Origin of the sequence: Frankia sp. AgB1.9 (genome assembly GCF_016786355.1) — a bacterium.
In the GTDB taxonomy this organism is placed as follows: Bacteria; Actinomycetota; Actinomycetes; order Frankiales; family Frankiaceae; genus Pseudofrankia.
This window is the reverse complement of the sequence record NZ_JADWYX010000031.1, coordinates 1-23,981: the sequence shown is the minus strand read 5'-3', so window position 1 is coordinate 23,981 and position 23,981 is coordinate 1. Positions and strand designations below refer to the sequence as shown.

Below are 23,981 nucleotides of genomic sequence, written 5' to 3'. Positions count from 1 at the left end.
GCCCGACTAGGAGCCGGTCGACGCGGCGACCAGGTCGCGGACCTTGGCCAGCGCCCGGCCGACGCCGCTGACGTCGGTGCCGCCGCCCTGCGCGACGTCCGGCTTGCCGCCGCCGCTGCCGCCGAGCTCGGCGCTCGCGGCCTTCACCAGGTCGCCGGCCTTCAGCCCACGACCGCGCGAGCCCTCGGTGGTGGCCACGACGAGGAACGCCCGCTCGCCGCCCGCGCTGGCGGCGGCGACGATCGCCGGGCGGTCGATGAGCCGGCCGCGGACGTCGAGCACGAGCTTGCGCAGGTCGTCGGGGGAGGTCCCGTTCGGCGCCTCCGCCGCGACCAGCGCGACCCCGCCCACGTCGACGGCACTGTTCGCCAGGCCCGCGGCGCCGGCGAGGACCGCCTCGCCGCGCACCCGCTCCAGCTCCCGCTCGGCGTCGCGCAGCCGGGTGACGATGTCGGAGACCCGGTCGGGCAGCTCGTCGGCGCGGACCTTGAGCAGCCCGGACAGCTGCGAGACCAGCAGGTGCTCGCGGGCCAGGTAACGGAACGCGTCCAGCCCGACGAGGCCCTCGACGCGCCGGGTGCCGGCCGAGATCGACGACTCCGACAGCAGCTTGACCGCGCCGAGCTGGGCCGAGCGGGCGACGTGCGTGCCGCCGCACAGCTCGCGGGAGTAGTCGCCGACGTCGACGACGCGGACCCGCTCGCCGTACTTCTCGCCGAACAGCGCCATCGCGCCGATCCGGCGCGCCTCGTCCTGCGAGGTCACGAACGCGGTGACGTCGAGGTCCCGCAGGGCGACCTCGTTGACCTCGTCCTCGACGTCGGCGAGCACCGCGGCCGGGATCGAGCCGAGCGCGTGGAAGTCGAACCGCAGCCGGCCCGGCGAGTTCAGCGAGCCGGCCTGGGTGGCGGACTCGCCGAGCGCCCGGCGGAAGGCCGTGTGAACAAGGTGGGTGGCGGTGTGCGAGCGGGAGACCGCGCGCCGGCGGTCCGCGTCGACGGTGACCTCGACCTCGGTACCGAGTCGGATCTCGCCGCGCACCACCTTGCCGCGGTGCAGCACCAGGTCCGGGATCGGCTTCTGCACGTCGATGATCTCGACTTCGCCGCCGTCGAAGACGAACCGGCCCAGGTCGGCCTCCTGGCCGCCGGACTCGGCGTAGAACGGCGTCGAGTCGATGACGACGCCGACGTCCTCACCCTCGCCGGCCGCCGGTACGCCCAGCCCGGTCGCGGCCGAGACGAGGCCGACGACGGTCGCGGTGCGGGTCAGCTCGGTGTAGCCGGTGAAGCTGGTCGCGCCGGAGCGCGCCAGGATCGGGCGGAACACCGACAGGTCGACGTTGCCGATCCGCCGGGACGCCCGGTCGGCCTTCGCGAGCTCGCGCTGGCGATCCATCAGCCGGCGGAAGCCCGGCTCGTCGACGGTGAGGCCCTGCTCGGCCGCCATCTCCAGCGTCAGGTCGATCGGGAAGCCGTAGGTGTCGTGCAGCTGGAAGGCCTCCTCGCCGGCCAGCTGGGCCGCGCCGGTCGACTTCGCCTTGCCGACCGCGACGTCGAAGATCGTGGTGCCGGTGCGCAGCGTCTCCAGGAACGCCAGCTCCTCGCCGACCGCGACGGCCGTGATCGCCGCCGCCCGGTCGACCAGCTCCGGGTAGATCGGGCCCATCGCCGACTGGACGACGCCGAACAGGTTCTCCATCACCGGCTCGCGGCCGCCGAGCAGCCGGACGTTACGGACCGCGCGGCGCAGCATCCGGCGCAGCACGTAGCCGCGGCCCTCGTTCGAGGGCACGACGCCGTCGGCGATGAGCATCGCGGCGGTGCGGGTGTGGTCGGCGATCACGCGCAGCCGGACGTCGTCGCCGTGCTGGGCGCCGTAGCTCTTCCCGGTGAGCTCGCCGGCGCGGTCGAGCACCGGGCGGGAGATGTCGATCTCGTAGAGGTTCTCGACGCCCTGCAGCAGGGTCGCCATCCGCTCCAGGCCCATGCCGGTGTCGATGCTCTTCGCGGGCAGGTCACCGAGGATCGGGAACTCGTAGCCGGCGCCCTCGCCCCGCTCGAACTGCATGAAGACGAGGTTCCAGACCTCGAGGTAGCGGTTCTCGTCCGCCTCGGGCCCGCCGTCGCGGCCGTACGCCGGGCCGCGGTCGAAGTAGATCTCGCTACAGGGGCCGCACGGGCCGGGCACGCCCATCGACCAGTAGTTGTCCTCCTTGCCGCGGCGCTGGATGCGCTCCGCGGGCAGCAGGCCCTTCCAGATCTCCTCGGCCTCGTCGTCGTCGAGGTAGACCGTCGCCCACAGGTCGTCGGGCTTGAAGCCGTAGCCCTCGGTCAGCAGCTCGAAGGCCCAGGGGATGACCTCGGCCTTGAAGTAGTCACCGAACGAGAAATTGCCGCACATCTGGAAGAACGACGCGTGCCGCGCGGTCTGGCCGACGTTGTCGATGTCGACGGTCCGGACGCACTTCTGCACGCTCGTCGCCCGGGGCGCGGGCGGAGTCAGGTCACCGAGGAAGTACGGCTTGAAGGGCACCATGCCCGCGTTGACCAGAAGCAGCGTCGGATCCTCAGCGATCAGCGACGCGCTCGGGACCACAAGGTGGCCGCGCTGCTCGAAGTGGTTCAGAAAGCGCCGGCGGATCTCAGCCGTTTCCATCGGTTTCTCACGTCGTCCAGGGTCGAGGTTGCGGCGGTCAGGGGTTGCAGCGAGCAGAGGGTGCGGCGGGCAGGGTGCGGCGGGCGCCGGCGGCGACCGACCGGGCAGGCGGGTCGCCGGGGTGACGCCGTCCAACTTAGTACGTGAGGTTCGGCGCGCAGCGCGCCCGGCCGACCACCGCAACCGTACCGCCGCCGCCCGCCGCGGCTCCAAGGAGTTTCGGGCTAGCGCTGGCGCAGCCGCTCCAGGCGGACGGTGTCCTCGGACACGGCGGCGCGGAGCTCGGCGGACGGCTCGTCCTCGTCGGCCTCGTACAGACCGAGCGCCTCGCGGATCTCGTCCTCCCGCTCGGCCATGAACGCGCGGACGTCGGCCACGAACTCCTGGACCGACGCGACCAGCGAGCCGGCGACACTGCCCGGGGCCATCGCGGCGGCGGCCTTGGCCGCCTGGCGCACGGCGAGGACCCCGGCGACCGCGCCGAAGGTGACGTAGAACAGCCGGCGCGGCATCTAGCGGCCCCGGACCGGCTCGTCGACGTCGGTGCCGGTCGGCTGCGCCGGCGCCGTCGCGGCGCGTCGCGACCGCCTGGCCGCCGTCTTCTCGGCCTTGATCTCGGCCTCGACCCGGGAGCTGACCTCGGCCCTGGCCCGCTTGGAGGCCGCCTGGCGCACTCCGTAGGAGAAGGCCGCGACCCGCACGATCGGCCCGCCGATGGTCGCCGCGAACAGCGACGACATCGACGACACGTTGGTGGTGATCGTCTGGACGTTCTCCGTGATCGCGTCGATCCGGTCGAGCTCCTTGTTCACGTGCGCGAGCGCGACGTTGACCTCGTCGACGGTCGCGCCCGCCTGCCGGACCCGCGCGGTGCCCTCGTCGATGGCGATGCCGGTCTGACGGACCCGGGCGGCGGTCTCGTCGAAGATCTTGCCCAGCTTGTAGAGGGCGTAGCAGCCGAAGAGCACGAGCACCGCGAAGGCACCCGACGCGATCAGGCCGGCCATCGCGCCAGCGGACATCGTCACGCGCCTCCAATGCGGGTCGGCCAGTACCCGACCGGCCGGTATCTGACCGGCCGGTGTCGTGCCCGAAGGTCACCGCCCGGTTCTGCCCGGACCGCGAACACCGGTCGTGAGAGGACCTTACCGACCGGACGGCCCCCAGCACGGCATGGCCCGCAGACCGGGTCGTGTCAGGACCCCTCCCCGCGAGCCCCGTCAAGGGGGTCAGGCGGGGCGTCGGCGGACGTCGAGGCCCGCAGCACCGCGCGCAGCTCCGCCGCCCGCGCGGCGGCCCGGCGCTCGAAGCCGAGGTCACCCGGGCGGTAGTAGTCGACGCCGACCAGCTCGTCCGGCGGGTACTGCTGGCGGGCCACACCTTCGGGATAGTCGTGCGGGTAGCGGTAGCCGTCGCCGTGACCGAGCCGGCGGGCACCCTGATAGTGCGCGTCGCGCAGGTGGCGCGGAACGGGCCCGGCCTTCCCGGCGCGGACGTCGGCGGTGGCCGCGTCCATCGCCCGGATCACCGCGTTGGACTTCGGGGCAAGCGCGAGGTGAATCACAGCCTGGGCGAGGGCGAGCCGGGCCTCCGGCAGGCCGATCAGCTCCAGCGCCTGGGCGGCCGAGACGGCGACACCGAGCGCGCCCGGGTCGGCCATGCCGATGTCCTCGCTGGCCAGGATGATCATGCGGCGGGCGATGAAGCGCGGGTCCTCGCCCGCCTCGATCATTCGGGCCAGATAGTGCAGCGAGGCGTCGGCATCGCCGCCGCGCATCGACTTGATGAAGGCGCTGACGACGTCGTAGTGCTGGTCGCCGTCCCGGTCGTAGCGGACGGCCGCACGGTTGATCGACTGCTCCAGCAGGGCGAGGTCCACCGCAGCCGTCGGCGCCTGCGCCTGCTCCGGCGCCTCGGGAGCCGCGCCGTCGACGGCCGGATCGGCCGTGGTCAGGTCGGCCCTGGTCGGATCGGCCGTGGTCAGGTCAGCTGTGGTCAGGTCAGCGACGGTCGGATCGGCCGGCGGCGGCTCGGCCGCAGTCAGGTCGCTCGTCGCCCGGCTCGCGGCCGGCGGAGCCGCGGTGTCGGTTCCCGCCCCGGCGACGGCCGGGCCCAGCTCGACCTTGCCCGGCGAGCCGCCCTCGGCAGCCGCCTGCGCGGACGGCGTCGGCGCCGTGGCCAGCGAGGGTGCCGCGGTCTGCGCGACCGCGAGGGCCGCCTCGGCGCTCGCCTCCAGCGCCGTGAGCGCGCGGCGGGCGTCGCCACCGGCCAGCCGGACCAGGTGCTCCAGGGCGTCGTCGGCGATCCGTACCCGGCCGCCGTAGCCGCGCGGGTCGACCAGAGCGCGGCGGACCAGGGCGCGGATGTCGTCGTCGGTCAGCGGCGTGAGCGTGAACAGCAGCGAGCGCGACAGCAGCGGGGCCACCACCGAGAACGACGGGTTCTCCGTGGTCGCGGCGACCAGCGTGACCCAGCCCCGCTCGACGGCCGGCAGCAGCGCGTCCTGCTGGGTCCGGGTGAACCGGTGCACCTCGTCGATGAACAGCACGGTCCGCAGGTCGACAGGCACCTCCCCGCCGGCCGGCTGGGTCGCGTCACTGAACAGGCCGGGCTCGCGGACCATCCGTCGCGACTGGTTCGACCGGCTGCTCGACAGCGCCTCCCGCGCCTCGTCGATCACCGCCCGGACGTCCTTGACGCCGGCCGTGACCGCCGAGAGCTCACGGAACCGCCGGCCGGTCGCGCGCGACACGATGTGCGCGAGCGTCGTCTTCCCGGTGCCCGGCGGCCCCCACAGCACGACCGAGGTCGTCCCGCCGCCCTCGACGAGCCGGCGCAGCGGGCTGCCGGGGCCGAGCAGGTGCCGCTGGCCGACGAGCTCGTCGAGCCCGCGCGGGCGCAGCCGGTCGGCGAGTGGACCTGTCGGCGCGGGAAGCGGGGCCGGTCCGCCAGGCTGCCCAGCCGGGCGGGACCCGGCAGCCTGGCCCGCCGGTGCGCCACCGCCGGCCGAGGCAGGCGCGGTGGGGCCGGCACCCGGCGCGCCGCCTGGTGAGGCGTCGGGGAAGGGAGCAACCGTGTCGAACAGGCTCACCCACCAACCGTACGGCGACGGTCACCAGGCGGTGCTGGCAACCTGCATCGCCGACCTGCTCGACGCGGTTCGCCGACGGCCGCTGCCACAGGAGCGGCGCCCGCGGAACCACCGCCTACTGGCCGGTGATCGCTTTTTGGCCCTCCCACGGCTGTGATCAGGGCGTTTCCACGACCACCGGAGGGTCCAAATCGCGATCACTGTCGACAGAAGATGATCAGCAGGGCGAACTGGCCACCCTGACTGCGGAAAGCGGCTAGCGCCGGGCCGATGGGCCGCCGGTGGAGCCTTCGGAACGCTGGTAGCCGGCCAGCGCGGCCAGCTCTGGCGCCGACTCGCCGACGACCGCGCGGAACCGCTCGACGGCCAGCGGGCCCAGAGCGTCGTAGGTCTCGGCGAACAGGTCGCGGGCGCCACGGCGCGGCCAGCGCTCGGGCAGCAGGTCGAGCGGGAGGTCCGGGTCGAGGCTGGGGAAGCGCCACCAGGCGTTGAGCAGCGCGGTCCTGGCGACCAGGGCCGGCGCGCCGGCGACGCCGCCGGCGCGGACCTGGTCTCGCAGCGGGGCGGTGGTCGCGACGAACTCCTCGTACTGGCCACGGAGCTCGGAGAGGTCCCAGGCGGCCATCGGCGGGCGCGGGTCACTGCGGCGGGCGTCGACGGTCGTGGTCAGCACGGTGGACGCCAGCACCCCCAGCTCGGCGAACACCCGGCGGGCGGGCTCCGCGACCGGGCGGGGACTGACCCACATGCCGTCGTAGAGCGGGGCGAACCCGAGCCAGCGCAGCCGGCTGCGCACGGTGTGCCGGACGTCGCGCAGATCCTCGGGCAGCGAGAAGGCCGCGACGGTCCACCGGCCATCCCACGGCTCGTGCCGCTCACCGAAGGACCGGAGCCGGTGCACGTTCTCCAGGACGACCTCGGACGCGGCGGCGGTCAGCCCGTAGTAGGTGTGGCGACCGACCTTGGAGGACTCCAGGACACCGCGCCGGGCCAGCCTGGACAGTGCCGCGCGGGCGCCGACGGTGGTCACGCCGAAGTCGCCCAGCAGCGCGACGAGGGCGGCGGAGGGCAGGTGCTCGCGCCGGCCGTACCAGTAGTCGCCGAGCAGGGTGGTCAACAGCCGCTGCGGCTGCGGGCCTTCCTGGGTGCGCGGTAGGTCGACCTCGGGGTGCGTGGGCAGCGCGCGCAGGGCTGGCCGCTGTGGGGGTACCAGCGGATGGGCCGGAAGGTGGTCCGGCCCGATTGTCCGGCGCGGCGAGGTCACAAAGGGGCAGTTTACGAGGGTCCTCGGCGCAGTTGGACCGCTCGGTCGAATCGGGACACCCGCGGGCCCGTGACCGGCCAGGCCACGCGACAGGACGATCACCAAAAGTGCCGGGCTGGCAGCGTGAGCCGGGCCAGCCCGCGGCCGGGGCCCCTCCTCAGCCCGAGCGGCTGGGCGCGGCCGGGACGCGCGGGCCGCCGGGGTCGCGGCGCCGCGTACTAACATCGACATGGGTCCGCGGTGGCCAGGACTGATCCGCCGAGCCCCACCCATCCGAACGTTCAGCGCCGACGCGGGCCGGTAGGCCGCTCGGCGGGGACCAGGCGGGTTCGGACGAGAACGATCCCGAACACGCCCGGACGACAACCGGCCCCTGGAAGGACCCGTCATGCTTGAGCGGGACGAGATCGACGCCCTGTTCCCCAGGGTCCCGGCCGGACCGGCTTCCGCGGACCGGCCGGACGGCGATCTGCCCGGTCCGGAGTACTGGGAGCAGCGCTACCCGCCCCGGGACCTGCCCGCGGGCGCGATGGTCACCCGGTTCTCGCCGAGCCCGACCGGCGCCGCCCACCTCGGCGGCGTCTACGTGGCGATGCTCGACAAGGACCTCGCCCGGCACTCCGGCGGCGCCTACTTCATCCGGGTCGAGGACACCGACCAGGCCAGGACCGTCGAGGGCGCGCTCCTGCAGTTCGACGCGGCGTTCACCTACTTCGGGGTCCACGCCGACGAGACGCCGGAGAAGGGCGCCTACGGCCCGTACACCCAGTCCGAACGGGCCGAGATCTACCTCTCGTACGCCCGCGAGTTCCTGCGGGACGGCCGGGCGTACCTGTGCTTCGCCACCAAGGAGGAGCTGGCCGCGTCGGCCGAGCAGCAGCGGGCCGCGAAGGTGCCGACCGGGTACTACGCCCGGTGGGCGCTGTGGCGCGACGCCCCGGACGAGCAGGTCCGGGAGGCGCTCGCGGCGGGCCGGCCGTACGTCGTCCGGTTCCGCTCCCCCGGCGGCTCCAGGGTCACCTACACCGACCTGATCCGCGGCGAGATCACCGCGGACGCCAACCGCAACGACGTCGTCCTGCTGAAGTCCTCGGACAGCCCGCTGCGGCTGCCGACCTACCACTTCGCGCACGCCGTCGACGACCACCTGATGCGGGTCACCCACGTGATCCGCGCCGACGAGTGGCTGTCGTCGGTGCCCCTGCATCTGCAGCTGTTCGACGCGGCCGGCTTCGAGCGGATCCCGTACGCCCACATCGCGCCGCTGCTCAAGGGGGACGGGTCGAGCAAGCGGAAGCTGTCCAAGCGCAAGGACCCGGAGGCGTCGGTCGAGTTCTACATCGCCGCCGGCTACCCGGCGGACGCCGTCCTCTACTACCTGCGCGGGCTGATCAACGGCCGGCTGGCCGTGCTGCCGATGGACCAGGCGCTCGCCGAGCCGCTGCGCCTCTCGGAGGCCGGCGTCTCAGGCGCCCTGGTCGACCTGGTCAAGCTGGAGGACATCGCGGCCGACCACATCGCGACCCTGTCCGGCCAGACGATCGTGGACGAGGTGCTCGGCTGGGCCGACGTCCACGACACGGAGCTCGCTTCGGCGGTCCGCGCCGAGCCGCGGGTCGCGCTGCGCGCCCTGGACATCGAGCGGACCGGCGTCGAGAACCCCCGCAAGGACCTGCGCAAGTGGTCGGACTTCCGTTCGGTCTACGGCTACTTCTTCGCGGCGCTCTTCGAGCCGGTCACCGACCCGGCCGACCCGCGGCTCGGCGCCCTGCCGGCGGACGTGGTCCGCGCGCTGTGCGAGGACTTCCTGCGCGACTACCGGCACGTGGACGACAGCGACGAATGGTTCGGGCAGATCCGGGCCGCCGCGGTCGCGAACAGGTTCGCCGGTAGCCCGAAGGAGTACAAGGCCGACAAGGACTCGTTCGTCGGCTCGACGAAGGAGGCGGCGCAGGTCTTCCGCGTCCTGCTCACCGGCTCGAACCGCAGCCCGGCGTTCCACCTCGTCACCCAGGCCCTGGGCGAGCCCGAAACCCGCCGCCGCCTCGGCGCGGTCCTGGCAGGCTGAAGCCGTGGCAACCGTGGGCGTCTCCCTCATCATCGACGGCACGATCGAGCACCGGATCGACATCAGCGGCCTCCTGGACAGCGCCGAGCCCTGGAAGGCACAGCTCGCCGCGCTGACCCAGACGATTCAGGGGTGGATCGCCCAGAGCGAGGTGACGGCACTCCCCCTCGACGGCGGCGGCCAGGTCGTCGTGTCCTGGCGAACGATCAGAACGGTCGAGGTCAGGGCCTAGCCCCAGCGGTCGCGGCAGCGGGGCACATCATTGGATACTGGATAAAACTGGTCCCGGGCGGCGGCCGAGCGCTGGGCCGGCCGACCGGCTGTCCGGGCCGTCTTCGAGTGCCGCGAGGGGTTGTCCATGCCGCCAGGTGGCAGTGCCGAGTCAGTGATCTTCTCGCGGCGGGATCTGGACTTCCTGCTGTACGAGTGGCTCGACGTGACGGCGCTGACGGCGCGGGAACGGTTCGCCGAGCACGACCGGGAGACGTTTGACGCGCTCCTTGACCTCGCCGAGCAGGTCGCGACCGAGCACTTCTACCCGCACCTGCGCCGCTCGGACCTGAACGAGCCGACGTTCGACGGCGAGCGGGTGCACCTGATCCCCGAGATCGGGGCGGCCGTCGACGTGTTCGCGAAGACCGGGCTGATCGCCGCCACGATGGACGCCGAGGTCGGCGGCGCGCAGCTGCCCGTCGTGGTCGCGGACGCCTGCTTCTCGTGGCTGATGGCGGCCAACGTCTCGACGTTCAGCTATCCGTTCCTGACGATCGGCAACTCGAACCTGCTGCTCGCGCACGGCAGCCCCGAGCAGATCGACGCCTACGTCCGCCCGCAGCTCGACGGCCGCTTCCACGGCACGATGTGCCTGTCGGAGCCGCAGGCCGGGTCGTCGCTTTCGGACATCATCACCAGGGCCGAGCCACGCCCGGACGGCAGCTACCGGGTCTTCGGCAACAAGATGTGGATCTCGGCCGGCGACCACGAGCTGGGTGAGAACATCGTCCATCTGGTCCTGGCGAAGATCCCCGGCGGCCCGGCCGGCGTCAAGGGCATCAGTCTGTTCGTCGTCCCGAAGTTCCTGGTCAACGCGGACGGCTCCGTCGGCGAGCGCAACGACGTGGTCCTCGCCGGCCTGAACCACAAGATGGGCTACCGCGGCACCACCAACACGCTGCTGAACTTCGGCGAGGGCAAGTACACCCCCGGCGGCGAGCCGGGCGCGGTCGGCTACCTGGTCGGCCAGCCGCACCAGGGCCTTTCGTACATGTTCACGATGATGAACGAGGCCCGGATCAAGGTCGGCGCGGGCGCGATGGCGCTCGGCTACACCGGCTACCTGAAGTCGCTCAAGTACGCCAAGGACCGCCCGCAGGGCCGCCCGCCGGCCGGCAAGGACGCCCGTGCCCCGCAGATCCCGATCATCGAGCACGCGGACGTGCGGCGGATGCTGCTCGCGCAGAAGTCCTACGTGGAGGGGGCGCTCGCGCTCGTCCTCTACGCCGGGAAGCTGCTGGACGACGAGCGGACCGCGCCGACGGAGCAGGAGCGCGACCGGGCCCACCTGCTGCTGGACACGCTCACCCCGATCGTGAAGAGCTGGCCGTCGCAGTGGTGCCTGGAGGCCAACAACCTCGCGATCCAGGTCCACGGCGGCTACGGCTACACCCGCGAGTACGACGTCGAGCTGCACTTCCGCGACAACCGGCTGAACCCGATCCATGAGGGCACGCACGGCATTCAGGGCCTGGACCTGCTGGGACGCAAGGTGGCGCTGCGGGGCGGGGCGGGACTGGCCGCGCTGGCCGAGGCGATGAACGCGACCGTGGCCACGGCGACGGCCGCGGGCGGCGAGCTGGCCGAGCTCGCCGGCCTGCTCGGCTCGACCGTCGAGCGCGTCGTCGAGGTCACGGCGAAGCTGTGGGGCGCCGGCGACCCCGACGTCACGCTGGCGAACGCGAGCGTCTACCTCGAGGCGGTCGGCCACGCCGTGATCGCCTGGCTATGGCTGGAGCAGGCGCTCGCCGCCGCCGGCAAGCAGGGGCCGTTCTATGACGGCAAGCGCGCGGCCGCCCGCTTCTTCTACCGATACGAGCTGCCCAGGACCGCGCCGCAGCTCGACCTGCTCGCGAGCCTCGACCGCACCACCCTCGACACCGACCCCGCCTGGCTGTAGCCGCGCCGGTCCCGAAGCACCGTCCTGGAAGCCGGGACTTGGCGCGATGCCCGAAATCCCACCTGGCCGACGTGAAAAGTTCGCCAAGGCGGGCCCGAAACGACCCGGCTAGGTTGACGCCGTGGACTGGTTGCGGCGGCACGCCGGACAGACCGGCGGCGGCAAGCCGCCCGTGCACACCGTCGGCACTGAACCTGACTATCGGTTCAGCCTGGCGAACGAACGCACCTTTCTGGCCTGGATCCGCACCGCGCTGGCGCTGTTGGCCGGTGGGATCGCGGTCGTCCAGATCGTGCCGAGCTTCTCGATCGGCTGGGCCCGTCACATTCTCGGGATCGCGCTGATCGTGCTGGCGATCCTGATCGCCGCGACCAGCTACACCCGCTGGGAACGCCGCGAGCGCGCGATCCGCGAAGGGGCGCCGCTGCCCCCGTCGCTGCTCCCCCGCCTGGTCGGCCTGGGCATCTCCGTCGTCATGATCAGCGCCATGGCGTTCATCCTGGTCGACGTGGCCCGGGGCCGCCGATGACCGACCGGCCGGAGCACCCCGCCGAGATCCTCGACTCCGGGATGCAGAGCGAGCGCACCTATCTCGCCTGGCAGCGCACCGGCCTCGGCTTCGCCGCCAACGGCGCCCTGCTGCTGCACGCCGCCCTCGACGGCCGGACGCCGCTCGTCGTCCCCGGACTGATCGCGCTGGTCGTCACCGCCCTGCTCGTCGGCCGGGCCCAGCTGCGCTACCGCTCGACCGTGGCCGCGATCCGCCTCGACCGCTCCCCCGAGGACCACCGCGCCCTGGCCGTCACCGCCGCCCTGACGGCCGCGCTGTGCGTCACCGGACTCGTCGCCATCCTGCTGGGCTGACGCGCGAGCCGGGTCAGCCGGCCGGGGCCGGGCCTGGGCCGGCCAGCCAGGCGAGAACCGCGGTGCGGGTGAGGCGCCAGCTCTCGCCGATGCGGCGAGCCGGAAGCTCGCCGGACTCGACCAGCGTTCGTAGGTCGTCGACGGGAACGCGCACCAGCTCCGCGGCCTCCTCGAGCGTCAGCACCTCGCTCAACGGCGCGGCGGGCGCCTCCGGCTCGGGCGCCGCGGCCTTGCTCATCCGCACCTTCGGCCCGGCCGCTTCTGCGTCCGGGTCGTCGGCACTCGAACGCTTGCGCCACAGGTCACCCGGACGCGGGGGCCGGGGCGCGCCCTCGGGCCTGCCCTGGCTGTTGCCGTCCCGGCCGTGCGGGCGAAAGACGATCTCGTCGCCCTCGATGTCGAGGTGGTCGGAGACCAGCGTGGCGAGCAGGTCGCGCTTGCTGACACCGAAGCGTTCGGCGGCCTTGTCGAGCTTCTGCGCGAGCTTGTCCGGCATCCGGACGTAGACGGCCCTGGTCGGTTCGGACGGGGTCATCCCGGCCTCCTGAGGTTTCCGTGCGAAGCGGCCCCGAATGCGGGCAACCCCCGCACGGACCGACTCGATCGATAGCTATCGTATAGCTAGCTAGCAGGATCCGTACCTCCGGAGGAGTCATGGACGTGACAACCCCCGCCCCGACGGCCCGGCCCGGCCGCTCGTCGCGCAATCCCCTGGCGCGCGTGCTACACCGGGCGCAGGTGGCGGCCGTCGAGCAGCTGGCCGCCCGCACCCGCCGGATCACGCTGACCGGCGACGCCCTCGCCGGCCTGGACTGGACGCCCGGCCAGCACGTGAGCGTCGTGCTCGCCGACCCCTCGGTGCCCGGCTCCTGGCTGCGCAGCCCGCGCGACCTCAAGCGCACCTACTCGGTGTGGGACTACGCCCCCGACGGCCGGCTCGACCTCGCCGTCTACGACCACGGCGGCGACGGTCCCGGCGCCCGGTGGGCCCGCGAGGCCACCGCCGGCCGGGGCGTCCTGGTCAAAGGCCCCGAGGGGCACCTCGTGGCCCAGCCCGACGCGCCGTACCACCTGTTCGCCGGGGACGACACCGCCGCGGTCGCCTTCGGCGCGATCCTGCGGGCCCCGCCCACGACGGCGCCCGTGTTCGGGGCGGTCGAGCACGACACCCCGGGCGACGCGCTGCCGCTGCCGCGCGGCGGCGAGCTGACCTTCGTCTACCGCGAGGGCGCGCCAGCCGCCGACTCGCCACGGCTGCCGGCCGCGCTCGCCGACCTGCCGCTGCCGGCCGAGCCCGGCATCGCCTACCTGGCCGGCGAGGCCCGCGCGATCCAGAGCGCGCGCCGCCATCTGGTCGAGGAGCGCGGCTGGCCGCGCCGCAACGTCCTCACCCACCCGTTCTGGACGCCGGGACGCCGCGGCATGGACTGACCTGCGTGTCCTGATCGCCGCCCTGGCCCTCCGGTGGCTGCGATCAGGGTGGAATCACGACCGCGCGAGGGCCAAAACGGCGATCATGGACGTGCGGGCGTACTCGCGGGGTAGGCGGTGATCAGGCGCAGGGCGCCGGTGAACTCGTTCTGGAGGCGCAGCGCGGCGTGGCGGCGGTCCCAGGCGCCGGACACCAGGTCGGCGCGCAGCTGGGCCACGCCACGGGCCACGATCTCGGGCCCGACGAAGACCCACGGGGACTGGGCCCGCCGGATCATCGGGTCGAGGAAGCATTCGGGCCGGCCGAGGAAGGCCTCGATGAAGCCGTCGCAACAGTCGGCCGGTACCGGCACGGGCGTGACAACCGTCGTACCGCCGAGGGCTGCCACGATGCGCCCGATCGAGGGCATCCGGCGCTGCTCGTAGGCGACCAGCTCGGGGACGTACTCCACGAGCCAGTTCCGGTCGAAGGCGTCGCCGTCGAAGGTGAGCAGGACGACCGGGCCGCGGCTGACCCGGCGCAGCTCGCCCAGGCCGCGCTCCAGGTCGGCCCACTGATGGACCGTGTTCGTCGCCATCGCCGCGGCGAACGCACCGTCGGCGAACGGCAGCGCCTCCGCGACCGCGGCGACGACCTGGGCCTGGCCGGCGAGGCGCTGCGCCCGCATCCGCGCCGACGGCTCGACCGCGACGACGCACCGGCCCAGCGGCTCGTAGGAGCCGGCCCCCGCTCCCACGTTGACGACCGTGCACGCGTCACCCAGGGCGGCATGCACGAACGCGGCGATGCGCGGGTCGGTACGCCGGCGCAGCGCGTAGCCGCCGCCATGGGTCTCGTAGTCGAAGTCGCCGGCCGTCGGGGCGGTCACGCGAGCCTCCTGAGCCGGCGTCGGCCACCGAGGAGCGCGACACAGACCGGGCCGACCCCGTCGGGTCCGGTCCGGGCATCTGTCGCTCACACTGGGCGGCGGGTGGTTGCGGGACGTCCCAAGTCCACGACACCCGGCCCGTGACGTCCACGGAATTTCCGCTGGTCTGAGGTTCCGGGCCGGGCCGCGGACCCGGTCTGCCCGCCTGTCAGCCGGGGAGGGTCTCGCGGAGCCGGTCGTTGCGGGCAACGCGGGCATCCAGCTCGTCGCGGAACGAGACCAGGCCCTTGATCTTCCCTTCGACCTGGTCGCGCAGGTTCAGGTACACCTCGCGGGCCTCGTCCAGCAGGCGGACCCGGTCCTCGGTGCTCGCCACCGCCCAGTCCTGGCGGACCCGGGCCAGCCGGTCCTCGTGGCCGAGGATGTCGCGCACCTCGTCCAGGTTGAAGCCGAGCAGCTGCTGCAGTTCCCGGATGCGGCGGACGCGGGCCAGGTCGTCCGGGCCGTAGAGCCGGTTCCCGCCGCTGGTGCGCCCCGATGGGGTGAGCAGGCCCATCTCCTCGTAGTACCGCAGCGAGCGCACCGAGACGCCCACCTCGCGGGACGCCGGCCCGATCGCGAGCAGGGCCCGCTCCGCGGCCGCGTCGACGGCGGCGGGGTTGGTCGCGCCATCGGCCGCGGCAGAGGTATCTGCACCGGGACTCCCGGCTAAGGCCGGGCCGCCGGCCTGGTCGCCGCGAACGGCGGCGATCGTCCCACTGTCCGTCATGACCTAAGTATTCCCAGCGGGTGGCGCTGAGCGCGCGCTGTGCGCCGCCGGGGGCCGCATGTCGGCCTGCCAGGCCCGCTCAGCAGGCGAGCGGCCTCGCCGGGCGTCGGGCGGTTGGTCGGCCTGACCGCCCGGCGAGCGGCCTCGGCGAGCGCTGGGCGCCGGCGCGGTAACGCCGGCTGGCGCCGCCCGGTCGTCATGTCGCCCGGTTCGTCGTCATGTCGCCGCCCGGTTCGTCGTCATGTCGCCGGGTTCGCGGCCGGCAGCCCCAGCGCGCCGACCGCGTCCGTCGCCTCGGCCGGGTCCGTCGCCTCGGCCGGGTCGATGCCGCCCACCCCACCGGCCCCGGCCTCCGCAGCGGCGGCGTCACCCGCGCCGGCCAGGCCCGCGGCCGTCTCCACGGCGAGCGAGCGGTGCACGGGCTGGTCCTGGCCGCCGCGCAGCCAGGAGACCACCGCGCCGATCACGCAGGCGAGCGCCGCGAACGCGAACGCGAGGTGCAGTCCGTCGCCGAACGGACCGGAGATCAGGTGCGGGAAGAACTCCTGGCCGGTCAGGTAGCTGGCCCGGTCCGGCGGCAGGGTCGACAGCGTCGACGAGCCGATCAGCTGCTGGATCGGGTTGTAGCCGAGGAACGCGGCGAAGAGGCTGCCGACCGGCGGGATGCCGGCGATCTCGTGTGCCTTCGCGGCCGGGACCCCCTGGGCGGCCAGACCCGAGAACAGCGTGTGCGGCAGCGAGGCCGCGAGCCCCAGGCCGATCACGGTGAAGAAGACGCCGATCGAGAGCACCTGCGCGGAGTTCTGGAACGTGTTGAGCATGCCGGCGCCGGCGCCCCGCCGGTTCGGCGGCAGCCCGTTCATCACGGCCGCGGTGTTCGGGGCCGCGAACAGGCCCATCGACATCCCGATGAGCATCAGGGCGAGCGCGAACCCGATGTAGTTGAAGTCGATCGGGATGACGTCGAAGATCCCGAAGCCGGCCGCGCTGACGAGCATGCCGACGGTCGCGAAGGGCCGGGCACCGTAGCGGTCGGAAAGCCGGCCGGCGATCGGCCCGGAGATCAGGAAGCCGACCGTCATCGGGATCATGTAGATGCCAGCCCACAGCGGCGTCCGCTCGAAGCTGTAGCCGTGCAGCGGCAGCCAGATGCCCTGCAACCAGATGATCAACATGAACTGCAGGCCACCACGGGCGAGCGCCCCCAGCAGGCCGGCGATCACGCCCATGGTGAAGCCACGGTTCTTGAAAAGCTCCAGGGCGAACATCGGGTCGCTGACCCGGGTCTCGATGAAGCAGAACAGGACCAGCACGGCGACGCCGCCGATCATCGCCGTGAGCACCCACGGGTTCGTCCAGCCCATCGTGTGGCCGCCGTAGGGCTGCAGGCCGTAGACGATGCCGACCAGCACCGAGATGAGCCCGGCGGCGAAGGTCAGGTTGCCCCACCAGTCGATCTTCGCCGGGGTCCGCACGCCGTTGTCCTTGAGCTTCACGTACGCCCACACGGTGCCGAAGACGCCGAACGGCACCGAGACGATGAAGACCAGGTGCCATTCGATCGGGGCGAGCAGACCGCCGATCAGCAGCCCGAGGAACGACCCCGAGATCGCCGCGACACCGTTGACGCCGATGGCGAAGCCCCGCTCGTTCGCCGGGAAGGCGTCCGTGATGATCGCCGAGGAGTTGGCCATCAGCATCGCGCCGCCGACGCCCTGCACGACCCGGACAATGATGATCCACAGTGCCGCCGCGTCGCCGTGCATCCAGGTGACGGCCAGCAGGATCGACGCGGCCGTGAACACCGCGAAGCCGAGGTTGTAGCAGCGCACCCGGCCGAACATGTCGCCGACCCGGCCGAGGCTCACCACCAGCACCGACGTGACGAGCATGAAGCCCATCAGGATCCACAGGAAGTACGAGGTGTTGCCCGGAGCCAGCGGATCGATGCCGATCCCGCGAAAGATGTCCGGCAACGCGATCAGCAGGATCGACGCGTTCACCGTGGCCATCAGGATGCCGATGGTCGTGTTGATCAGCACGGTCCACTTGTAGCCGTCGCCGCGGACCTCCGCGTCCCCCGGAGGCACCGCCGCACCCCGCGGTCGTGACCCGGTCCCGTTCAGCGCTGCGCTCTCCGACGTCGTCACGATCCCCGACGCTACTACCTCTATCTCACGTCAACGTAAGATTCCACCACCTTCTCCCTCACACTCAAGCTCCGACCACCTCGACCATCCGGCGCGCAGCGGGGGTGCCACATCAGGCTCGATCGGGGCGCCACCCCAGCCCCCACTGCTCACAATTCCCCTGCGCAACGAGTGATCAAGGCGGCCTCACACCCCACCGGGACGCCTTGATCACTCGTTGCGCAGGCAAAACGGCGTTGCGTACCCCAATTTGTCCACTTTTTTCCTGCGCAGTTCTCGATCAAGGTGCAGCAGCCTGCCCAGCCAGCCGGATGATCGGCGTCTGCGCAGGCAGGTCGGCGCCACGAAATCGGCCGAGACGGCGCAGGCAGGCCGGGCGCAGTTTGGTCAAGCCGGGCCACCGGACGGTGACCCGCGGTCGAAGACGTACCGGCTTAGAAGGTCGCCGGAGGAGTCGCCAACAGGGAAGCCAGCTGGGCGATGATCCAGCCAGGCCGGTGCTCCACGTCCCGCCAGGTGACACGCTGCAACCGCCAGCGGAGCCTGACCAGCGCGTTCTGTCGATCACGGTCGCGATACGCGGGAGCGGGGGCCGAGTGATATCCGACGCCGTCCGCTTCCAGGCACACCCTGCGCGACGGCCAGGCCATGTCAACACGGGCCACGAATCCGCCCTCGTCGCTGAGGATTTCGTATTGCAGTTCCTCGGGCCGAAGGCCCGCATCTACGACGATCAGCCGCACGTGGGTCTCGAGCGGCGATTCGGACCGCCCATCCACCTCCGCGAGCCAAGGACGACGGCCGACCGCGCCTCGCCGGCCGAACAACTGCGCGAGAACCGGCCCCGTGTCAGGGACCCAGCCCGCTCGCAACCCGGCATCGAGTGCCGCCACCGCGCGCGCCCGGTCGAAGGACAGCGCGAGGTCCGCAAGCGTCCGTGCCGGCGACGTCATGGGTATTCCAGCCAAGCTGTGAACGTCACGGGCCTCGATCTCGCCGACATGGATGACGGCTCCCTGGACAGGATCTCGCGTGCCGCGGCGGCTGACCAACAGATGCACGGGCTCGGCGGGGCCGGCCAACGGAAGCGCGTCCAGGCCAGCCAGCCGGGCCGCCGTGACTCCGCAGACCACCGCGTCCGGTCGCCGGTGGATCGCCGCGCGCGCCCGTCCCCGCACCGGGTCGGCGCCGGGGACCAGGTAGGTCGCCCGAGCCGCCCGCGTCCAAGCGCCCGAGCGAACCAGCCACCTGAGCCGACCGTCGGTGAGCCCGGCCTGCAGTGCCTGTTGGCGTGTGATCATTCCGTCCTGGCGGCGGGCCACGCGCAGGGACTCGGCCAGGGTCAGGTCCGCCTGGCGGCGGCGTTCTCGATCGGTCATGGCCCAAAGGCTTCGCGAAGGGGCCAGGGCAGGCAAACCGGTCACCGACAGCTGTGGACAAGCAGCGGGTCGGTGGAAAACCGCCTCGGGCCGATCGGCCCGGAGCACCCGGCTACCGGGCCGAGTCCGGCAACAGTCGCCAACGACCTGCGGACGCGCAGGCGCAGACGTCTGAGGCGCCGACAACCCACGTACGCGGTCGCCCTTGGGGACAGGCCTCGCCTAAGCCGTCCGCCGAACGGCGCAACCGCTCCGACCCGGGCATGAAGCCCTCGCCTCGACGTCCACCGACCCTCGGACACTCTCCGACCCGGCCACAAGCCATCGGCCCCACGCCCGTCGGCCCGGGGCGTGCCGTGGCCGGATTTCTCTGACTAGAGTCAGAGGATATGGAGGACGCTACGGCTGTGGTGCGGCGGTTCAATCGGGCCTACACGCAGCGGATCGGTGCGTTGGAGGAGTCGTTTCTCGGGATGGGGCTGCCGCTCGGGACCGCGCGGCTGCTGTTCGAGATCGGGTCGGGGCCGACGACGACGCAGGCGCTGCGAGCACGCCTCGGCCTGGACTCGGGGTATCTGAGCCGCCTGCTGCGCCGACTGGAGGAGGACGGGCTGGTCGTGGTCAAGCCGGATCCGGACGACCGCAGACGCCGGCTGGTCGGGCTGACCGAGACCGGCCGGCGACGCTGGCAGGAGCTGGACGACAGGTCCGAGGAGCGGGCCCGCCGGCTGGTCGAGCCCCTCTCCGAGCGGCAGCGGGCCCGGCTGGCGGCGGCGCTGAGCGAGGCCGACCTGCTGGTCCGCGCGGCGACGGTGACGTTCGAGCCGGTCGATCCGCGCGGGCCGGTGGCTCGGGTCGCGGTCGACCGGTACTTCGCCGAGATCGGCCGCCGGTTCGGCTTCGAGGCGACCGGCCAGGCCGAGCAGGACGGCGTCCAGCTGGCCGCGCCGCATGGGATCTTCCTCGTGGCCCGCGATGACGGCCAGCCGGTCGCCTGTGGCGGCGTGCGGACGATCGCCGACGGCGTCGGCGAGGTGAAACGCATGTGGGTCGACGACAGGTGGCGCGGGGTGGGTCTCGGCTCCCGCCTGCTGCGCCAGCTCGAGGACGCGGCCCGGGCACTGGGCCACCGGGCCGCCCGCCTCGACACCAACGAGTCCCTCGCCGCGGCGATCGCCCTGTACGGGCGCGCCGGCTACCGCCGCACCGCCCGTTACAACGACAACCCCTACGCCACCCACTTCTTCGAGAAGACCCTCACGGCCCCGACGAGTGACAGCTGACGGATGACAGCTACAGCCGGGTGAGGACGGCCTCGCACGAGCTGACCTCGACGCCCCGCTTGGGTTCGACGTCGAGGTTGCGGATGACGCCGTCCTCGATCACGGCGGCGTAGCGCTGGGACCGGACGCCCAGGCCGGCCGCCGTCATGTCACCGGCCAGGCCCATCGCCTCGGTGAACCTCGCGCTGCCGTCGGCGACCATCACGATCTTGTCGCCGACGCCCTGCGAGGCGGCCCACGCCTGCATCACCCACGGGTCGTTCACCGCGACGCAGGCGATCCTGTCGACGCCCTTCGACGCGAGCTCGTCCGCCTGCGCGACGAAGCCCGGCAGGTGGATCTTCGAGCAGCCGGGCGTGAACGCGCCGGGGACCGCGAACAGCACCACCTTCCCGGAACCGAGCAGCTCGGCGCTGCGCACGGTCACCGGGCCCTCCTCGCCCATCAGCTGGACCTCGACGTCCGGAACCCGATCGCCGACCGCGACCGACATGAGCCCACCTCCATTCCGAAGTTCCGACAATGCAATATTCCGACATCCGAAATTCCGACAATCCGATCGAGGGCACGTCGCGACCGACAGCCATCTCGGCAACGGTCCCGCAGGACCGCTTTGATCGCAGACTATGTGGAGGGGTGGGCTGGGCGCGGCGCCACAACGTCGCTTCCTAGAATCGGAGCGTGTCCGGTATGGGTGAGGTTGGCCGTGGCTTCAGCCTCAGGCGGTGGCGACCGACGGCGTTACGGGCGACCGTGGTCGGGCTCGCCGTGGCGGTCACCGCGGCGGCCTGCGGTGGCTCCGGCGCGGCGGGCGGCAAGACGTCTCCGGGCTCCCGGACCCGGATCATGATCATCGGTGACTCGCTCGCCCAGGGGACGGCCGGCGACTACACCTGGCGCTACCGGCTGGCCGGTCACCTCACGCTCACGGCGCCGGGGCGGGTCGACCTCGTCGGCGACCGCACCGATCTCTACGACCCGCTGACCGACGACGCCGGCTCGCACGCCTACCTGGACCCGAAGTTCGACACCGACCACCACGCGGACTGGCGTGACGCGTTCCGCCTCGAGATCCCGAAGGTCGCGGGCCTGCTGCGCAAGGTGCCGGCGGACGTCCTCCTGGTCGAGCTGGGCGAGAACGACCTGACGTACTGGACCAAGCCGGCCGAGACCGTCGCGCTGACGAAGCAGTTCATCGACAACGCCCGCAAGGCCAACCCGAACATCACCATCGTCCTCGGCCACGTGCTGACCAGGTGGGACTACCTGCGGGACGACCTCGGCCTGCCGATTGCCACCGACTACAACCGGCTGCTCGACGCGCAGGTGCCGCGCTGGTCGACGCCGACGTCGAAGGTCGTCCTCGCGCTGACCGACCAGGGCTGGGACCCGCAGAAGGACACCTGGGACGGCACCCACCCGAACCCGGACGGCGAGATGCTGATCGCCCGGGGCTTCGCGAACGCGCTGCACAGCCTCGGGATCGGCGGCCCGTTCGGACCGGTGTACGGCGGGCTGACCTGGCCGGAGAAGGGCGGGACACCGACGGCCACCCCGGCCGGCGGCACCCGTTACACGCTGAGCTGGCCGGCCGCCGCCGGGACGGACGACTTCATCGTCGAGCGGCGGATCTCGTCCGCGAACGAGGCCTCGTTCACCCGGCTGCCCGGCTCGGTGAAGGGCACGAGCTGGACGACGGACAGCCTTCCGGCCGGCGCCACCGTCGCCTACCGGATCATCCCGCTCAAGTTCTGGATGGCCGGCCAGCCGGGCCCGGCGGTCGAGTTCGCCGTTCCCGGCCAGTAGGGTCGCCGGCAGCGGGAAGGGCGCCCGTGCCCGCGGTGCCGGCCGGCGCGACCGGGTGTCGCCGGACGGACGGTCAGGACACGGACGGCTACGGCAAAGGCGACACCACGGGGTGAATGTCGCAATCCGCCCCTCTAGTGTGTCCGGCATGACACAGCTCGGGCGTGATGCAGGTAACGGCGGCCGGCCCTCGGCCGCGTGGCTGACCACGCTCCTGCTGGCCGTGGTGGCGGTCGCGGCGGCCGGTTGCGGCGGCGCGGCGAAGGCGGCGGACGGACAGCCTTCGGCGTCGGCGCAGCCACGACTGCGGGTCATGATCTTCGGCGACTCGACCACGCAGGAGACGGCCGGCGACTACACCTGGCGCTACCGGCTGGCCGCGCACCTGTCGTTCTCCGCGCCCGGCCGGGTCGACTTCGTCGGCACCCGCGACGACGTGCACGACAACGTCTCCGACACGGCCGGGTCACACGCCTACCTCAACCCGATGTTCGACAGCCAGCACTCGTCCGTCTGGGGCGACTCGCTCTACCTGGAGACCCCCAAGGTCGAGAGCGTGCTGCGGAAGGTTCCGGCCGACGTCGCGCTGGTCCTGCTCGGCGGGAACGACCTGGAGTTCCGGACCAACGCGCCGCAGACGGTCGTCAAGATCAAGCAGTTCATCGACAACGCCCGCAAGGCCAACCCGAAGCTGACGTTCGTGCTGGGCCACGTACTGACCCGCTGGAACCCCGAGTTCAACGCGATCGCGCTCCCGCAGGCGGTGGCCTACAACAAGCTGCTCGACCAGGCGGCTCCCGGCTGGTCGACGTCCACGTCGCAGGTAATCACCGCGCCGACGGACCTGGGCTGGAACCCGCGCGAGGACACCTGGGACGGCTCCCACCCGAACCCGAACGGCGAGATGCTGATCGCCCGTGGCTTCGCGAACGCGCTGCACGACCTCGGCATCGGCGGCAGGTTCGGGGCCGTCTTCGGCAACCTCACCTGGCCCGAGAAGGGCGGGGTGCCGGTGGCCGCGCCGGCCGGTGGCACCCACTACACGGTGACGTGGCCGGCGGCGCCCGGAGCGACCGCCTACCTGATCGAACGCCGGACCGGGTCGACAGACACGCAGACCTACGTCCGATGGCCCGCGCAGATCAAGGGCCTGACCTTCACCACGGAGAACCTGTCGCGAGGCAGCACCGTCTACTACCGGGTGATCCCGGTGAAGGCGTGGATGACCGGCCAACCGGGGCCGGCCGTCGAGATCAACGTGCCCAGCAGCCGCGCGTAGCCGCCGCCGGCCGCCACGGGCTCGACGTCAGAATCGCGGCTCGACGTACGGGTGGACGTAGAAGCCGTCGTAGAACGGGGTGAACCAGACGCTGATCGGGTCCGCGGCCCGTGAACCGGCGAGCTCGGGGGCCTCGTCGAACAGGCGCAGGTGGGCGTCGTTCTCGAACGCCTGCTCCTCGAAGAACTGGTAGCGCGCCCGCGGGTCGTCGTCGAGCCCGTAACGGTCCAGCAGGCTCGCCGCCTCCTCGACCACGAGGTAGAGGGCCAGCTGCTCGGCCAGGCAGGCGATCGGGATCCAGTCCGGCTCGGCCAGCCGGCCGGTGACGCTGACCGTCGCGACGAGCAGCCGCCTGGCGAAGTCGACCGTGTAGTGGTCTCCGTAGGCCTGGGGCAGCCGGGACAGCGGCCCGTCCTCGCGCCCGACCACGTCGGCGGCCACGGCGTCCACCCTGGTCATCAGCAGCGCGGCGATGTCGACGCACAGGTCGTCGACGAACGTCGTGCAGGCGGTGATGAGCGCGCCGGCCGCGACGACCGCGTGGTCGCCGTCGCTGCCGGGCTCCGGGTCCCGGCCCGGGCGCGGGCCCGCGGCGTGCACGGGGGAGGGGTCGACGGACGACGCCCCCCCCCCAAGGGCCCCCCCCCCCATGTGCGCCATCGCGTCAGCCTGCGCCTCGACGTCCACCAGCCCACCCCGCCCCACGATGATCTCCCCATCTCGCTGCGGGCGCGCCTGCCGCGCCGGTTCAACCCGGCGCCAACCATAGCGATTCCGACGAATCGCCGGCCACCGCGAGCCCACCCGGACCGCACCGGCCCCGGCGGGCGGCGGGGGCGGGGGGGGGCGGGGCGCGGCGCGCCGCGGGGGGGGGGGGGGGGGCCCGGGCGCGGCGCG

The 23,981-nt window shown here is 72.5% G+C and carries 21 protein-coding genes and 1 pseudogene; 9 read left to right on the top strand and 13 right to left on the bottom strand.

Translation table 11 applies throughout. The annotated features are described in order from the left end of the window. Nucleotides 1-6: 6 nt before the first annotated feature. The 5 genes from alaS to I6A60_RS14440 form a co-directional block, all read right to left on the bottom strand. Nucleotides 7-2,658 (bottom strand): alanine--tRNA ligase, encoded by a 2,652-nt coding sequence (gene alaS, locus I6A60_RS14460; RefSeq protein WP_203023716.1) that lies wholly within the window; start codon nucleotides 2,656-2,658, stop codon nucleotides 7-9. A gap of 224 nt (nucleotides 2,659-2,882) precedes the next feature. Next, nucleotides 2,883-3,170 carry a hypothetical protein gene (locus I6A60_RS14455; RefSeq protein ID WP_203023717.1) on the bottom strand — a complete coding sequence of 96 codons (288 nt, stop codon included), beginning with the start codon at nucleotides 3,168-3,170 and terminating at the stop codon, nucleotides 2,883-2,885. Beyond that, nucleotides 3,171-3,680 (bottom strand): DUF948 domain-containing protein, encoded by a 510-nt coding sequence (locus I6A60_RS14450; protein ID WP_203023719.1) that lies wholly within the window; start codon nucleotides 3,678-3,680, stop codon nucleotides 3,171-3,173. A gap of 173 nt (nucleotides 3,681-3,853) precedes the next feature. Next, nucleotides 3,854-5,749, bottom strand: a complete 1,896-nt coding sequence (locus I6A60_RS14445; protein WP_203042666.1) for an AAA family ATPase — start codon at nucleotides 5,747-5,749, stop codon at nucleotides 3,854-3,856. 256 nt (nucleotides 5,750-6,005) lie between these two features. Next, nucleotides 6,006-7,013 carry a PaaX family transcriptional regulator C-terminal domain-containing protein gene (locus tag I6A60_RS14440; protein WP_203024002.1) on the bottom strand — a complete coding sequence of 336 codons (1,008 nt, stop codon included), beginning with the start codon at nucleotides 7,011-7,013 and terminating at the stop codon, nucleotides 6,006-6,008. A 388-nt stretch (nucleotides 7,014-7,401) separates the two neighbouring features. On the opposite strand from I6A60_RS14440, the gene I6A60_RS14435 reads away from it, so the two are divergent. From I6A60_RS14435 to I6A60_RS14415, 5 genes are all read left to right on the top strand, one after another. Further along, nucleotides 7,402-9,081, top strand: coding sequence for a glutamate--tRNA ligase (locus I6A60_RS14435; protein WP_203024004.1), 1,680 nt, complete (start codon nucleotides 7,402-7,404; stop codon nucleotides 9,079-9,081). 4 nt (nucleotides 9,082-9,085) lie between these two features. Next, nucleotides 9,086-9,313, top strand: coding sequence for a hypothetical protein (locus I6A60_RS14430; protein WP_203024006.1), 228 nt, complete (start codon nucleotides 9,086-9,088; stop codon nucleotides 9,311-9,313). A 126-nt stretch (nucleotides 9,314-9,439) separates the two neighbouring features. Continuing rightward, nucleotides 9,440-11,254 (top strand): acyl-CoA dehydrogenase, encoded by a 1,815-nt coding sequence (locus I6A60_RS14425; protein WP_203024008.1) that lies wholly within the window; start codon nucleotides 9,440-9,442, stop codon nucleotides 11,252-11,254. 121 nt (nucleotides 11,255-11,375) lie between these two features. Next, nucleotides 11,376-11,783, top strand: a complete 408-nt coding sequence (locus I6A60_RS14420) for a DUF202 domain-containing protein (RefSeq protein WP_203024010.1) — start codon at nucleotides 11,376-11,378, stop codon at nucleotides 11,781-11,783. After that, on the top strand, nucleotides 11,780-12,118 hold the full coding sequence (locus tag I6A60_RS14415; protein ID WP_203024012.1) for a DUF202 domain-containing protein: 339 nt from the start codon (nucleotides 11,780-11,782) through the stop codon (nucleotides 12,116-12,118). Before I6A60_RS14420 ends, I6A60_RS14415 begins: the two co-directional genes overlap by 4 nt. 13 nt (nucleotides 12,119-12,131) lie before the next feature. Here the strand turns inward: I6A60_RS14415 and I6A60_RS14410 are convergent, their stop codons facing one another. Next, nucleotides 12,132-12,653 carry a helix-turn-helix domain-containing protein gene (locus I6A60_RS14410; protein ID WP_203024013.1) on the bottom strand — a complete coding sequence of 174 codons (522 nt, stop codon included), beginning with the start codon at nucleotides 12,651-12,653 and terminating at the stop codon, nucleotides 12,132-12,134. A gap of 119 nt (nucleotides 12,654-12,772) precedes the next feature. On the opposite strand from I6A60_RS14410, the gene I6A60_RS14405 reads away from it, so the two are divergent. Continuing rightward, nucleotides 12,773-13,549, top strand: a complete 777-nt coding sequence (locus I6A60_RS14405) for a siderophore-interacting protein (RefSeq protein ID WP_203055631.1) — start codon at nucleotides 12,773-12,775, stop codon at nucleotides 13,547-13,549. A gap of 83 nt (nucleotides 13,550-13,632) precedes the next feature. Here the strand turns inward: I6A60_RS14405 and I6A60_RS14400 are convergent, their stop codons facing one another. From I6A60_RS14400 to I6A60_RS44000, 5 genes and pseudogenes are all read right to left on the bottom strand, one after another. Beyond that, nucleotides 13,633-14,418 carry a methyltransferase domain-containing protein gene (locus I6A60_RS14400; protein WP_203024017.1) on the bottom strand — a complete coding sequence of 262 codons (786 nt, stop codon included), beginning with the start codon at nucleotides 14,416-14,418 and terminating at the stop codon, nucleotides 13,633-13,635. 208 nt (nucleotides 14,419-14,626) lie between these two features. Then, complete coding sequence (locus I6A60_RS14395) at nucleotides 14,627-15,187, bottom strand: MerR family transcriptional regulator (protein WP_203024019.1); 561 nt, start codon at nucleotides 15,185-15,187, stop codon at nucleotides 14,627-14,629. Nucleotides 15,188-15,426: 239 nt separating this feature from the next. Further along, nucleotides 15,427-17,337 carry an MFS transporter gene (locus I6A60_RS14390; RefSeq protein ID WP_203024021.1) on the bottom strand — a complete coding sequence of 637 codons (1,911 nt, stop codon included), beginning with the start codon at nucleotides 17,335-17,337 and terminating at the stop codon, nucleotides 15,427-15,429. A gap of 434 nt (nucleotides 17,338-17,771) precedes the next feature. Continuing rightward, nucleotides 17,772-18,290 (bottom strand): endonuclease domain-containing protein, encoded by a 519-nt coding sequence (locus tag I6A60_RS41605; RefSeq protein ID WP_238435427.1) that lies wholly within the window; start codon nucleotides 18,288-18,290, stop codon nucleotides 17,772-17,774. Between the two features lie 249 nt (nucleotides 18,291-18,539). Then, a pseudogene (locus I6A60_RS44000) lies at nucleotides 18,540-18,716 on the bottom strand (type IV toxin-antitoxin system AbiEi family antitoxin domain-containing protein); the annotation flags it as partial. A 389-nt stretch (nucleotides 18,717-19,105) separates the two neighbouring features. On the opposite strand from I6A60_RS44000, the gene I6A60_RS14380 reads away from it, so the two are divergent. Continuing rightward, nucleotides 19,106-19,999 carry a bifunctional helix-turn-helix transcriptional regulator/GNAT family N-acetyltransferase gene (locus I6A60_RS14380; RefSeq protein WP_203024023.1) on the top strand — a complete coding sequence of 298 codons (894 nt, stop codon included), beginning with the start codon at nucleotides 19,106-19,108 and terminating at the stop codon, nucleotides 19,997-19,999. A gap of 10 nt (nucleotides 20,000-20,009) precedes the next feature. Here I6A60_RS14380 and I6A60_RS14375 read toward each other — a convergent pair whose 3' ends face one another. Next, nucleotides 20,010-20,492: a peroxiredoxin gene (locus I6A60_RS14375; protein ID WP_203024025.1), complete on the bottom strand. Its 483-nt coding sequence runs from the start codon at nucleotides 20,490-20,492 to the stop codon at nucleotides 20,010-20,012. 197 nt (nucleotides 20,493-20,689) lie between these two features. Here I6A60_RS14375 and I6A60_RS14370 point away from each other — a divergent pair, with 197 nt between their 5' ends. Both I6A60_RS14370 and I6A60_RS14365 read left to right on the top strand, forming a co-directional pair. Then, the gene (locus I6A60_RS14370; protein WP_203024027.1) at nucleotides 20,690-21,805 is read left to right on the top strand and encodes a GDSL-type esterase/lipase family protein; all 1,116 of its coding nucleotides are present in this window, start codon (nucleotides 20,690-20,692) and stop codon (nucleotides 21,803-21,805) included. Nucleotides 21,806-21,953: 148 nt separating this feature from the next. After that, the gene (locus I6A60_RS14365; protein ID WP_238435426.1) at nucleotides 21,954-23,084 is read left to right on the top strand and encodes a GDSL-type esterase/lipase family protein; all 1,131 of its coding nucleotides are present in this window, start codon (nucleotides 21,954-21,956) and stop codon (nucleotides 23,082-23,084) included. 27 nt (nucleotides 23,085-23,111) lie between these two features. On the opposite strand, the gene I6A60_RS14360 is transcribed toward I6A60_RS14365, so the two are convergent. Continuing rightward, nucleotides 23,112-23,789 (bottom strand): hypothetical protein, encoded by a 678-nt coding sequence (locus tag I6A60_RS14360; protein ID WP_203055630.1) that lies wholly within the window; start codon nucleotides 23,787-23,789, stop codon nucleotides 23,112-23,114. Nucleotides 23,790-23,981 lie beyond the last annotated feature (192 nt).

Bases quoted from the DNA above. Each gene is read 5' to 3' on its own strand.
- I6A60_RS14455 (WP_203023717.1), bottom strand. From the start codon at position 3,170: ATGCCGCGCCGGCTGTTCTACGTCACCTTCGGCGCGGTCGCCGGGGTC.
- I6A60_RS14405 (WP_203055631.1), top strand. From the start codon at position 12,773: ATGGACGTGACAACCCCCGCCCCGACGGCCCGGCCCGGCCGCTCGTCG.
- I6A60_RS14365 (WP_238435426.1), top strand. From the start codon at position 21,954: ATGACACAGCTCGGGCGTGATGCAGGTAACGGCGGCCGGCCCTCGGCC.
- I6A60_RS41605 (WP_238435427.1), bottom strand. From the start codon at position 18,290: ATGACGTCGCCGGCACGGACGCTTGCGGACCTCGCGCTGTCCTTCGAC.
- I6A60_RS14370 (WP_203024027.1), top strand. From the start codon at position 20,690: ATGGGTGAGGTTGGCCGTGGCTTCAGCCTCAGGCGGTGGCGACCGACG.
- I6A60_RS14380 (WP_203024023.1), top strand. From the start codon at position 19,106: ATGGAGGACGCTACGGCTGTGGTGCGGCGGTTCAATCGGGCCTACACG.
- I6A60_RS14375 (WP_203024025.1), bottom strand. From the start codon at position 20,492: ATGTCGGTCGCGGTCGGCGATCGGGTTCCGGACGTCGAGGTCCAGCTG.
- alaS (WP_203023716.1), bottom strand. From the start codon at position 2,658: ATGGAAACGGCTGAGATCCGCCGGCGCTTTCTGAACCACTTCGAGCAG.
- I6A60_RS14410 (WP_203024013.1), bottom strand. From the start codon at position 12,653: ATGACCCCGTCCGAACCGACCAGGGCCGTCTACGTCCGGATGCCGGAC.
- I6A60_RS14435 (WP_203024004.1), top strand. From the start codon at position 7,402: ATGCTTGAGCGGGACGAGATCGACGCCCTGTTCCCCAGGGTCCCGGCC.
- I6A60_RS14450 (WP_203023719.1), bottom strand. From the start codon at position 3,680: ATGTCCGCTGGCGCGATGGCCGGCCTGATCGCGTCGGGTGCCTTCGCG.
- I6A60_RS14395 (WP_203024019.1), bottom strand. From the start codon at position 15,187: ATGACGGACAGTGGGACGATCGCCGCCGTTCGCGGCGACCAGGCCGGC.
- I6A60_RS14425 (WP_203024008.1), top strand. From the start codon at position 9,440: ATGCCGCCAGGTGGCAGTGCCGAGTCAGTGATCTTCTCGCGGCGGGAT.
- I6A60_RS14415 (WP_203024012.1), top strand. From the start codon at position 11,780: ATGACCGACCGGCCGGAGCACCCCGCCGAGATCCTCGACTCCGGGATG.